This window comes from Amycolatopsis sp. NPDC003861 (genome assembly GCF_053605405.1).
Map to the genome: position 1 here is coordinate 16,668 of NZ_JBSGJD010000116.1, position 11,650 is coordinate 28,317.

10 protein-coding genes and 1 tRNA gene are annotated in these 11,650 nt (G+C 69.9%); 10 read left to right on the forward strand and 1 reads right to left on the reverse strand.

Going from position 1 to position 11,650, the window contains the following annotated elements; translation table 11 throughout:
• Window positions 1-4: 4 nt before the first annotated feature.
• Window positions 5-77 (forward strand) — tRNA-Arg (locus tag ACWEVN_RS26520).
• A gap of 70 nt (window positions 78-147) precedes the next feature.
• Here ACWEVN_RS26520 and ACWEVN_RS26525 read toward each other — a convergent pair.
• A complete protein-coding gene (locus tag ACWEVN_RS26525; RefSeq protein WP_452053095.1) occupies window positions 148-1,992 on the reverse strand; it encodes a tyrosine-type recombinase/integrase in 1,845 nt (614 codons plus the stop codon).
• 369 nt (window positions 1,993-2,361) lie between these two features.
• Between ACWEVN_RS26525 and ACWEVN_RS26530 the strand changes: the two genes are divergently transcribed.
• From ACWEVN_RS26530 to ACWEVN_RS26570, 9 genes are all read left to right on the forward strand, one after another.
• Entirely contained in the window at window positions 2,362-4,131 is a 1,770-nt protein-coding gene (locus ACWEVN_RS26530; RefSeq protein ID WP_452053096.1) for a hypothetical protein, read from the forward strand.
• Window positions 4,131-4,379 (forward strand): hypothetical protein, encoded by a 249-nt coding sequence (locus tag ACWEVN_RS26535; RefSeq protein ID WP_452053097.1) that lies wholly within the window; start codon window positions 4,131-4,133, stop codon window positions 4,377-4,379. The genes ACWEVN_RS26530 and ACWEVN_RS26535 overlap by 1 nt, the downstream gene beginning before the upstream one ends.
• Before the next feature lie 180 nt (window positions 4,380-4,559).
• Entirely contained in the window at window positions 4,560-5,213 is a 654-nt protein-coding gene (locus ACWEVN_RS26540; protein ID WP_003087851.1) for a response regulator, read from the forward strand.
• Entirely contained in the window at window positions 5,214-5,822 is a 609-nt protein-coding gene (locus ACWEVN_RS26545) for a trimeric intracellular cation channel family protein (RefSeq protein ID WP_449682643.1), read from the forward strand.
• A 66-nt stretch (window positions 5,823-5,888) separates the two neighbouring features.
• A complete protein-coding gene (locus ACWEVN_RS26550) occupies window positions 5,889-6,581 on the forward strand; it encodes a response regulator transcription factor (RefSeq protein WP_176174720.1) in 693 nt (230 codons plus the stop codon).
• Complete coding sequence (locus ACWEVN_RS26555) at window positions 6,578-7,987, forward strand: HAMP domain-containing sensor histidine kinase (RefSeq protein WP_449682644.1); 1,410 nt, start codon at window positions 6,578-6,580, stop codon at window positions 7,985-7,987. Before ACWEVN_RS26550 ends, ACWEVN_RS26555 begins: the two co-directional genes overlap by 4 nt.
• A 180-nt stretch (window positions 7,988-8,167) precedes the next feature.
• Entirely contained in the window at window positions 8,168-8,968 is an 801-nt protein-coding gene (locus ACWEVN_RS26560; protein ID WP_449682645.1) for a DeoR/GlpR family DNA-binding transcription regulator, read from the forward strand.
• Window positions 8,965-10,047 carry a galactose-1-phosphate uridylyltransferase gene (galT, locus tag ACWEVN_RS26565; protein WP_452053098.1) on the forward strand — a complete coding sequence of 361 codons (1,083 nt, stop codon included), beginning with the start codon at window positions 8,965-8,967 and terminating at the stop codon, window positions 10,045-10,047. The genes ACWEVN_RS26560 and galT overlap by 4 nt, the downstream gene beginning before the upstream one ends.
• A 71-nt stretch (window positions 10,048-10,118) precedes the next feature.
• The gene (locus ACWEVN_RS26570) at window positions 10,119-11,531 is read left to right on the forward strand and encodes a trypsin-like peptidase domain-containing protein (protein WP_449682647.1); all 1,413 of its coding nucleotides are present in this window, start codon (window positions 10,119-10,121) and stop codon (window positions 11,529-11,531) included.
• The last annotated feature ends 119 nt before the right edge of the window (window positions 11,532-11,650 follow it).

The window sequence follows — 11,650 nt, forward strand, 5'->3', positions numbered from 1 at the left end:
GTCAGCCCTCGTAGCTCAGGGGATAGAGCACGGCTCTCCTAAAGCCGGTGTCGCAGGTTCGATTCCTGCCGGGGGCACCCTTGACCAGGCATTATACTTGGACTGTGGTCTTTGGAGCTGGCCGGCAGTCTTGAGGCGGATTGTGAGTCAGAGACTTGCGAACACCGTGACGACGGTTGGCTGACCTGAGATTCGGACGACCAGCTCGAAGTCGCCGATGTCGGCGTCGGCTCCGGCTGTCTGCCGCCTGACAGCGCTTCGCAAGAGCCGGGCGAGCTGTGCAGCATCTGCGGGGTCCGCTTCCGCAGTGAAGGCCTTGACCGTCTTGCCGAGGTGCAGCAGTTCAAGGTCGAGCGGCCGTGGCAGGGTATTCAGCGCAGCCGTGGTTTCGAGCTGTCTCTCCTCGATCGGCGCCGCCGTGGGCGGCTGCGGGTCGGGGCGCAAGATCAGCGGGCGTTTGCCTCTGCCGCCTGCTGACATCAGGCCCCACTGCCGGAGGAGACCGGCTGCGCGGTGTGCAGTGCCGATGCTGACCTCGTAAGTGTCAGCGATTTCCTTGATTGACGGAGCGACAGAGCCATCGGGTAGGTCGCCGACGAGGATGCGGCTGCGGACGCGCGAGGCGACGCGCTCGAACGGCGCTTCCGGAGCGGTCTTGGCGCGCTCGACCTGGTCGAGCACGGCAGGGAGTTCGGGCAATCGGGCTGCTAGGTCGCCGGCGGCCCGCTGGTGAGCCTCGGAAGCCCAGGCGGCGTAGAAGCGCAGAGTCGTGCTTCCGCCGCCGCCGTGGCCGAGACGACCGGCCACGGTCCGGATGTCGACGCCGGCAGCAATCAGTTCGGTGGCGTTGAAGTGCCGCAGGCACTTGAGCTGGGTGTCGAGACCCATGGCGCGGGTCATCCGGCGGTAGCGCTGAGTGACCGAACGCGGCCTCAGCGGCGTGCTGTGGTCCGGCACCAGCGAGAAGAAGAAGGCGTCGTCGTCCAGGTCGTGTCCGGCCTCGGCCGCCGCGGTGTCGAGGGTGGCCCAGTAGTCGATAAGCAGCTGGTTCGAGGCGTCGTCCAGGACGATGTGCCGGGCGATCTCGTTCTTGATGCCTTTCTCGAGGAGCTCGTTGGTTTCGTCGAGCTGGGCGATGGCCTCCCGCAGGTACAGGACCTTCTTGATCGGATCGTGGTGGCGACGGCGCAGCGCCACGACCTCGCCGCGACGGGCGCCGGAGATCATGCCGACGAAGATGAGCACGCCCCAGGCGAGTTCCCGGCGGAACGCTTCGTTCACGATTGCTGCGGCTTCGGTGGTGCTCGGCGGGACCGGGTCGGTTTTCTCGAACGACGGCGGCGCAAGTCCGTCGATCGGGTTGACCGACCACCACTCCCATTCCGCCATCGCCATGGTGTATGCGCCGGACAGGATGGCGTGGATCTTGCGGACGGTGTTGTTGGCGAGGCCCTTGCACTGGTGTTTCCGGCACCGGGCATCGCACTCATGTTTGCGAGGCGTCCGGTGCTCGATCCAATTCGTGTTGGTGCAATGGTGTCGGCACCGTTGGCAATCCTTGTAGAGTGCGCGGATCGTTTTCCTCGCGTCCTTGGTGGCGCTTTTGGTGCCGATGTAGGGAATCACATGACGATTGATCAGGCTGCCGTCTTTTTCAACGGTAGTGCGCGCAGCATCGCGCTCGTCCTGATACTTGAGCACCAGGTGGGCGATGTCGACTTTCGTTTTCGGGTGCCGTTGTTCGTCGACTTCGTTGAGCAGGCGAGTGAGGGCGACTTCGGCCTGGTGCTCGTCGTCGGGGCCTGGCGGGACGATGACGGTTGGCCGGTGTCGCTTGCCGGTGATCGGGTCCACTCCGGCGTCGACGCGCACTCGCAGCGATCCGCTGGACAGGCGGTCGATGGACCCGCGCGACCGGTTGCGTCGGGCGCCCCGACCACCGCGAGTGCGCTTCCCTCGTGTCGATACCGCCGTCGTCTGTGCCGTGCTCATGCCCCGATGATATTTGAAATTTCGGGTCACGTTTCGGGTCATGGCGGGGTGGGCAGCTCCGACGTACCTCGCTGAACTGCGCCGACGGCCAGAGTTCGAGGCTGCGACGCTTACATTAGGAGAGCGGTGCTCTATCCCCTGAGCTACGAGGGCCTGCTTACCTCGGACAGGTTACCCGACAGTTGGCACACCGGGTGGTGGGGCCTGCGGACGAGCGCCGAGCCCCCAGGACAGATACTGCGATCGGTGACGACGCGTTACTCGTTGTGGTGAACTGAGGCGCGGCGATTGGCGGGTGAAGTCATCCCGGCACGGCCGGGGTGGTTCTCGGCGCTACCGTGTTCGGCGGTCGACAAGACGGGAGCCGGGGTGCGGACCTACTACGACGAGGACGACCACGAGGGTTACGAAGCGGGGCAAGATCTGCTGGTCCGGCGCTTCTCCGGCCGGGCGGCCGCGCAGGGGTGGGAGGTCGATCCGTATGCCGTCGTGTCGGCGTTGGAGTTCCGGCACACCTCGGTTGACGGGCGGCTCGCTTACTGGACAGCCGCGCTGGTTCGGGACTTCCTCCTCTCCTACGCCCCGCGCACTCTGTCCGCCGAGGCCGACGACGCCGTGCTCTTTCCCGAGACCTTGCGCCTGTTCCTCCGGTACCTGCACGAGACCGAGCTGGCCGATCCCGCCGGCGACTCACTCGCCGAGCTCGAGGACGCCGTCGGGGAGGCAGCGGCCGAGTTTCCGGCCGCCATGGCCGATGAACGCAACTTCGGCATTGCCAAGTACTGGGTGATGACCGCTATGCGGAACGGGGTCGACCCCGCGGACTCCGAGGCCATGAATGCCTTTCTCGCCGAGGTGCGGGCGGGACAGCACCCGTACGACGCCGAACTGGTCGCCGGGCTTGCCGGCAAGCACCTCGGTGAGCGGACCGGACGGGCGCTTCCGCAGCTGCCGGTGTCGTTGCCCGCGGAGGCGGAACTCGCCGCTGCCGCCGAGCGCTCTTCGCTCGTGGTCAAGCTGCGGAACTTCGTCGAGTGGGTGGGTGACGGCCGGGCGCTGACCGGCACCGGTGCCCTGAAGCTCGCCGATGCGCGCCAGCTCGTGCCGCTGCTGGACACCGGTGATCGGCTCGAGTGGGATCTGGGTGGCGAGGTTCAGCGGGTCCGCAGCAGTGCCGATCTGCCCAACCTCGCCATCCTGTTCGAACTCGCGAAGCGCGCGCGGATCGTGCGGGTCGTCAAGGGCAAGCTGGTCCGCGTGGCGAAGGCGGCGCCACTACTCCACAACGCCCCCGCCCTGTGGAGGACGGCGTTCGACGCGCTTCCCGGCCGGGGTCTGCTGGTCAAGGACAGCGGCTGGGGCCCCGACTACGCCCTGTTGCTCGACGACTGTCTCGACTTCGTGCTGCCGGACGTGCTCAACGCGGTTTACGGCCTGCCCGAGCCGATGCCCGTGGCCCGGCTCGCCGAAAGTGTCTGGCTGGCCTGTGCCGAAAGTGTCTATGTCGATCTCGAACCGTCGATCGAGGCGATCTGGCGAGACGGGCTCATGGGCGAGTTCCGCCGGTTGCTCGTCGTCCTGGCCGAATTCGGAGCGGTCGAGCTGACCACGGGGCCCCGCTTGCGGGCCGCTCCCGATGCGCCTTCGCTCGAGCTGGTCTCCCTCACTTCGCTGGGGACCTGGGCGGTCCGGGAACGGCTGCTGCAAGAAGGCCGTTTCGCGCCCCTGGTGGGTGAGCTTGCCGGCGCCTCGCCCGCCGCCATGCTGGGCGGGGTCTCGGAGCACTTCAGTGAAGACTGGGCCGGAGCGGAGATCGACGGCTGGCTGGCGGCGCACGGCGGCCGGGACACAGGGCTGCCGATGCTGCTGGACGCCGTCCGCAGGTGCCCGTTCCGCACGCGGGCGTCCGTCATGCTCCGGATCCTCGTCGATTCCCTGTCCGACGGCGACGCGGTGCTCCACGGTCTACGCGTCGACCCGGCATTGGGTCCGATTGCGACGCAGTGGCTGGTCGAGCGCGGAGAACTGGCTCTCGAAGACCTCGATGCCCGTGAGGGGCTGCTCGGCGTCACCGAACAGTTCTTCGTTCTCTTGGAGACGGCCGGGCCGGAAGCGACGGCTCGGGCATGCTGGTCCTGATGCGCGAGAGTGACGCGCTGGAGCAGGGCAAGCGGATCTACGCGTCGATCGGCGGCTGGGGCGTGTCGTCCGACGGCAAGGGCGGCATCACCCGGCCCAAGGCTTCGACGCTGGCCGAGGTGCCCGCCGACGAACGTGCGCACTTGGCGGAAGCGATCACCACTTCGGGTCATCCGGACCGGGTGGGGATCGCCGAACTGGCCGAAGTGTTCGAAGAGGTCGCCCGACTCTCGTCGTCACCCAGGTGAGTGGTTCTCACGGGTCTCCCACATCGCGGATACACCCAGCCGGACGGCGGACCCGACCTGACCTGGACGGACCAGTGCCTCACCTGGTCGTGTCTGGTTTCGAACTGCTGAACAACAGTAGGTAACCTTCGTTAACGGGACGCGGGGAGCCGCTCCCACCGGCTGTTGCGGAGGGCTTCGTTGATCAAGCTCATGTTCGCCGACGACGAGGAACTGGTGCGCTCGGGGTTGCGCGCGATGATGTCCGGGGCCCAGGACATCGAGATCGTGGGCGAGGCGAGCGATGGCAGATCCGCGGTGGAGGTCGCCCGGCGGTACCACCCCGATGTTGCCCTGCTCGACATCAAGATGCGGGCCCCTGACGACGGCATTCGTGCTCTCCGGGCCATCCTCGCCCTTCCGGATCCGCCCACCGTGGCCATGCTGACCACCTTCGACATCGACGAGTACGTCAGTCTCGCTCTGCGGCTCGGAGCCAACGGCTTCCTCCTCAAGGACATCGATCCCGCGGCGCTGCTCAGGGCGGTCCGGGACCTTGCGCGCGGGGGTGCCGTGCTGGATCCGGGGGTGGCCGCGCGGATGGTTCAGTCCCACCGAGACGAACAACGCGCTGCTCAGCCCGCCCGGAAGCTGCTCGCGTCGCTGTCGGAACGGGAACGCGAGGTCGTCGCGCTCATCGGGCAGGGCCTTTCCAACGCCGAGATCGGGGGGCGGCTGCACCTCTCGGAGGCCACCGTCAAGGGGTACGTCTCCGCCGTGCTCTCCAAGATCGGGGCCGCCAACCGGGTGCAGGCCGCTCTACTGGCCTACCGCGGTGGGCTGCTCGACCAATAAATGCTGCTCACGGCGCTGGAGTTCGTCGGGCTAGTCGCCTTCGCCGCGTCCGGGGCGCTCGCCGCGGTGCGGGCGCGGCTCGATGTCTTCGGCGTCGTCGTGGTCGGGCTCACCACCGCTCTCGGCGGCGGGGTCATCCGGGACGTCCTGCTCGGCATCCACCCGCCCACGACGCTGCGGAACTGGCCCTACCTCGCCGTCTGCGCCGGGACCGCGCTGGCCGTCTTCGTGTTCCACCCGCAGGTCGCGCGGCTGCGGCGGGGCGTTCTCCTGGCCGACGCGCTCGGTCTCGGCGTCTTCGCCACCGCCGGGACGACCATCGCGCTCAACGCCGGCGCCACCGTCTACGCCGCGTGTCTGATCGGGATGACGACCGGCATCGGCGGCGGGGCCGTGCGGGATCTGCTGCTCCGCGAAATCCCGCTCGTCCTGCGGAAGGAGATCTACGCCGTGGCCGCGCTGGCCGGCTCGGCGCTCGTCGCCGTCGGTCACGCTGTGCGACTGCCCGGCGGCCCGGTGACCGTCGTCGCGGCCGCCGTCGTGGTTTCCGTCAGGATGGTCGCGCTCTGGCGGCGCTGGAACGCGCCGGTCGCGCGGGGTCCCGAGTGAGAAATCCTTTGTGAGTTCTGCGTGTGTTCTTAGGCGGGTCTCAGCACGCTGCGTAAAACTAGCGCCATGCGCATCCTTGTGGTGGACGACGACCGCGCCGTCCGTGAGTCGCTCCGGCGGTCCCTGGAGTTCAACGGCTACCAGGTCCAGCTGGCCAGTGACGGTGCGCAGGCCCTGGAGGCGATCATCGCCGACCGGCCGGACGCGATGGTGCTCGACGTCATGATGCCCCGGCTCGACGGCCTGGAGGTCGCTCGCCGCCTGCGCAGCACCGGTGACGACCTGCCGATCCTGGTGCTGACCGCGCGCGACACCGTCTCCGACCGGGTGTCCGGGCTGGACGCCGGCGCCGACGACTACCTGCCGAAGCCCTTTGCGCTCGAGGAGCTGCTCGCCCGGTTGCGGGCGCTGCTGCGCCGCGCCATGCCGGAGGGGCAGAACGGCCAGGCGTCGGAGGTCCTGTCCTTCGCGGACCTGACCCTCGACCCCGGCACGCGGGAGGTCCGCCGCGGCGGCCGCGAGATCAGCCTGACCCGGACCGAATTCGCCCTGCTGGAACTGTTCCTTTCCTACCCGAAGCACGTCCTCACGCGTGGCCGGATCCTGGAGGAAGTATGGGGTTACGACTTCCCGACGTCGGGCAACGCGCTGGAGGTCTACGTCGGTTATTTGCGCCGCAAGACGGAGGCCGAGGGGGAGCCGAGGCTGATCCACACGGTGCGGGGAGTGGGGTACGTCCTGAGGGAAACCCCGCCGTGACCGAACCCGGCGATCCCCGCGGCACGCGCTGGGGAGCCCGCCGGTTCTCGCTGCGCGGCCGGGTGACGCTGCTCGCCGCCGCCTGTGTCGCCGGCGCCGTCGCGCTGGTGTCGATCGGCGCGTACATGGTCGTGCGCAGCAACCTGTACCAGCAGCTCGACGACAGCCTGCTGGCCCGCGCGCAGGCGGCGGCCGACTCGCCGCAGGTGCAGACCGAGCTGCGGCAGGTCCCCGGCGCCTTCCTCGCCAGTGCCGACCTGCAGATCGGGCAGCTCAACGCGGCGCCCGACGTCCAGCACGCGGTGATGACGTACCCGCTGTCGAGCTCGCCGCCGCCGTTCGGGCAGGACGAGCTGGCGGTCGCGAACGGCGATTCCGCAGAGTCGCTGCGGACGGACTTTCGCTCCGACAGCCGCGTGGTCGCGTTGCCGACCGGGCACGGCGAGGCCATCGTGCTGGCCCAGTCGATGGGCCCGACCAAGCGCACGCTGAACGAGCTCGCGCTGGTGCTCTTCCTGATCGGCGGCGCCGGCATCCTGGTCGCCGCCGCGGCGGGGACGGCGGTGGCGCGCGCCGGCCTGCGCCCGGTCGACCGGCTGACGTCGGCCGCCGAGCGCGTCGCCAAGACCGGCGACCTGCGGCCCATCCCGGTCAGCGGTGACGACGAGCTCGCACGCCTCACCCAGTCCTTCAACACCATGCTCGGCACGGTCGCGGACTCGCAGGAACGCCAGCGCCAGCTGGTCGCCGACGCCGGCCACGAGCTGCGGACGCCGTTGACGTCGCTGCGTACCAACCTCGAACTGCTGCTCGCCGCCAGCAAGCCGGGCGCGCCGCCGTTGCGGGACGAAGACCGCGTCGACATCGTCGCGGACATCAGCGGGCAGCTCGACGAGCTGACGCAGCTCATCGGTGACCTGGTCGAGCTCGCGCGCCAGGACGAGCCGCGCGAGCGCTTCGAGCGCGTCGAGCTGCTGGAGGTCGTCGAGCGGGCGCTCGACCGGGCCCGGCGGCGCGCGGGCGAGATCAACTTCGACGTCTCGCTGCAGCCGTGGGTGCTCACCGGCGACAACAGCTCGCTTGAGCGCGCGGTGCTGAACCTGCTGGACAACGCGGTGAAGTTCTCGCCGCCCGACGCGACGGTGTGGGTGCGGCTGTACCCGCTCGGCGACGGCACCGCCGTGGTCGAGGTCGCCGACGCCGGGCCGGGCATCGCCGAAGAGGACCTGCCCAAGGTGTTCGACCGCTTCTACCGCTCGTCGGAGGCGCGGACGCTGCCGGGCTCGGGCCTCGGCCTGGCGATCGTGAAGCACGCGGCCGAGCGGCACGGCGGCGCGGTGTACGCCTCGCGGGCGCCCGAAGGCGGCGCGTTGATGACGATCCGGCTGCCGGGGGCGCCCGGCTGAGACCCGCCCGCGGCGGTCGGCTGATGCTTGTTCGCGCTCCCTCTGGTGGTGTTGTGCACCCTGGTCGACGCGCGCCTGCCCTGACCTGTTGTTTCGAAGTTCACCCACGCTGCTCCTGCGGATGTCGTGTTGAATCGTGTAGGATTTTGTGTGGTTGAGGCTCGACGGACGGAGTAAACGGTGCTGGCGCGTCAGCGACAGGCGGTGATCCTGGAAGAGGCACGCCGGACCGGTGCGGTCCGCGTGAGCGACCTCGTGACCAGGCTGGGCGTGTCCGACATGACGGTGCGCCGCGACCTCGACGTCCTCGCCGGGCGTGGGCTCGTGGAGAAGGTCTACGGGGGCGCCACTTCAGTCGTCGGCAAGAGCACCGACGAACCCGGCTTCGAGGCCAAGTCCGTGCGCCAGCGGGCGCAGAAGGAAGCCATCGCCGAGCTCGCCGCGACGCTGGTCCGGCCCGGCACCGCGATCGGCCTCTCCGCCGGCACCACGACGTGGACCCTGGCGCGGGCGCTCGACGCCATCCCCGGGCTCACCATCGTGACCAACTCGATCCAGGTCGCCGACGTGCTCCGCGGGTCGACGCAGCCGGACCGCACCGTCGTGCTCACCGGCGGGGTGCGGACGCCTTCGGACGCGCTGGTCGGGCCGGTCGCCGTGCACAGCCTGCGGTCGCTGCACCTGGACGCCGTCTTCCTCGGCGTGCACGGGATGGCCGACGGGCCGGGCTTCACGACCCCGAACCTCACCGAGAGCGAGACCGACCGCGCGCTGGTCGAGGCCGGGCGCAAGCTGGTCGTGCTCGCCGACCACACCAAGTGGGGCACCGTCGGGATCTCGACGATCGCCGACCTGGACGAGGCCGACGTCGTCGTCACCGATGACGGGATCCCCGACGAGGCCAAGGAAATTCTCGCCGAACGGGCGGGAGAACTCATGATCGCCGAGACGGCGGAGACGGACGAGGCCCAAGAAGCGTGAAGCGCACCGTACGACACCTGGCCGACGGCCGGGAGATCATCTACTTCGACCAGCCCGGCGCGCCCGACCGCGTCGCCGAGGACACCCGCGACCTGCCGCCGGTTTCGGCCGCGTCGGAGATCCGGCGGGACCCGCTGACCGGTGAGTGGGTCGCGATGGCCGCGCACCGCCAGACGCGGACCTACAAGCCGCCGGCCGACCTGTGCCCGCTGTGCCCGAGCAAGCCCGGCAAACCGAGCGAAATCCCGGAAAGCGATTACGACGTCGTCGTCTTCGAGAACCGGTTCCCGTCCTTCGCCGAGGACGTCGTCGGCGAGCCGTCCACTGTGGATGGTTTCGGGCTGGTGCCGGTGCGGCCCGGGCGCGGCCGCTGCGAGGTGGTTTGCTTCACCAGCAACCACGACGGTTCTTTCGCGCAGCTGAGCGCGAAGCAGGTGCGGGCCGTGGTGGACGCGTGGGCGGACCGCACGACCGGGCTTTCCGCGGTGCCCGGCGTCGAGCAGGTCTTCCCGTTCGAGAACCGCGGCGAGGAAATCGGCGTCACGCTGTCGCACCCGCACGGGCAGATCTACGGCTACCCGTTCGTCACGCCGAAGACCGAGCGGATGCTCGACGTCGCCCGCGCCTACCAGGCCGAACACGGCCGCCCGGTGCTCGGCGACGTGCTCGCGGCCGAACGCAAGTCCGGCGCGCGCGTGGTGACCTCCGGCGAGCACTGGACGGCGTACGTGCCGCCGGCGGCGCGCTGGCCGGTCCAGGTCCAGATCGTGCCGCACCGGCAGGTCCCGGACATCCCGGCGCTGACCGACGCCGAGCGTGACGACTTCGCCGACGTCTACCTCGACGTGCTGCGCCGCTGCGACGCGCTGTACGACCGGCCGCTGCCCTACATCGCCGCGTGGCACCAGGCGCCGGTGCGCCGCGACCGCGAGCTCGGCTGGCTCCACCTGGAGCTGTTCTCCGTGCTGCGCGCGAAGGACAAGCTGAAGTACCTGGCGGGGTCCGAATCGGGCATGGCGGTGTGGATCAACGACGCGACGCCGGAGCAGATCGCGGAACGGCTCCGCGCGGCGGGCTGAGCGGCCATACTCATCTGCGATGCACAGGTTCGGCTCAGGAACCTCTCAGGACCATCGCGCAAGGTGAGGACATGACCGAGAACGACCCCAGCGCACACGACCCCGCGGCGCCGAGGCACCCCGAGACCGGCCAGCAGCCGGCGCAGGGCGGTTGGGCGGGGAACCCGTACGGTGAGCAGGCCCAGCCCGAGTCCGGCGGTGCGCCGCAGTACTCGGAGCCGTCCTACCACGCGGTGACCGGGGCCGATCCGGCGTACGGCGGGCAGAATGCGAACCCGTGGTCGGCCCAGGGCGCGCAGATGCCGTCCGGCCAAACCCAGCAGAGCGTCTACCCGCCGCCGAACCCGTACGGGCAGCCCGCCACCGGCGGTTACCCGGTGGCCGCGCCGCCCGAGCCCAAGCGCTCCGGCGGGAAGCTGCTCGCGGGCGTCGCGCTGGTCGCGCTGCTGGTCGGCGGCGTCGCGGGCGGGGCGGTCGGGTATCTGACCGGCGGGTCGTCCGGCGCGTCCAGCAACGCTCTCGACGCGCCGAAGCCGGCCCAGCAGACGGGCAACGCGCCCGCCGGCTCGGTCGAGTCCGTCGCGCAGAAGCTGTCGCCCAGCGTGGTCGAGCTGCAGGTCAGCGGCCAGCAGGCGGCCGGCGAAGGCTCCGGCTTCGTGATCAGCACCGACGGCTACATCTTGACGAACAACCACGTCGTCGAGGTCGGCGCGAACGGCGGCCAGATCCAGGCGGTATTCCAGGACGGCAAGAAGGCCGCCGCCAAGATCGTCGGCCGGGACCCGACGACCGACATCGCGGTCGTCAAGGTCAACGGCGTCGGCAACCTGACCCCGGTGGAGCTCGGCCGGTCCGACGACCTGCGCGTCGGCCAGTCGGTGGTGGCCATCGGCTCTCCGTTCGAGCTGGCCGGCACGGTGACGTCGGGCATCGTCAGTTCGCTGCACCGGCCGGTGCGGGCGGGCGGCAGCAGCGGCGACCAGACCACGGTGATGGACGCGGTCCAGACCGACGCGGCGATCAACCCGGGTAACTCGGGTGGTCCGCTGGCGAACATGTCCGGCCAGGTCATCGGCATCAACTCGGCGATCTACAGCCCGCAGTCGGGTGGCCAGGGCCAGGGCGCGTCCGAGGGTGGCAACGTCGGCATCGGCTTCGCCATCCCGATCGACCAGGCCCGCCGCACGGCGGACACGATCATCAAGACCGGCCAGGCGGTGCAGACCTACATCGGTGCGGAGGTCAAGGACGCCCCGCAGGGCGGCGCCGAGCTCGGCGCGATCAAGGCCGGCAGCCCGGCGGAGAAGGCCGGCCTGAAGGCGGGCGACGTCGTCACCAAGATCGACGACCGCCCGATCGACTCGGCCGACACGCTGGTCGCGGCGGTCCGCACCCGGGCCCCGGACGAGAAGGCGACGTTCACCCTCGCCGACGGCCGCACGGTCGAGGTGACCTTCGGCGGCCAGCCCGTCCAGCCCAACTGATCGCTGATCCAGACGCTCGGCCGCCCTGGCGCGGCCGAGACCAACTTCGGCTCGACCCCCGTATCCGGGGCCGGACCCACAAGGCCACGCGCGACCAGGCACTCGATGCCGGTCGCGCG

Bases quoted from the DNA above. Each gene is read 5' to 3' on its own strand.
- ACWEVN_RS26570 (WP_449682647.1), top strand. From the start codon at position 10,119: ATGACCGAGAACGACCCCAGCGCACACGACCCCGCGGCGCCGAGGCAC.
- ACWEVN_RS26525 (WP_452053095.1), bottom strand. From the start codon at position 1,992: ATGAGCACGGCACAGACGACGGCGGTATCGACACGAGGGAAGCGCACT.
- ACWEVN_RS26550 (WP_176174720.1), top strand. From the start codon at position 5,889: ATGCGCATCCTTGTGGTGGACGACGACCGCGCCGTCCGTGAGTCGCTC.
- ACWEVN_RS26545 (WP_449682643.1), top strand. From the start codon at position 5,214: ATGCTGCTCACGGCGCTGGAGTTCGTCGGGCTAGTCGCCTTCGCCGCG.
- ACWEVN_RS26535 (WP_452053097.1), top strand. From the start codon at position 4,131: ATGCGCGAGAGTGACGCGCTGGAGCAGGGCAAGCGGATCTACGCGTCG.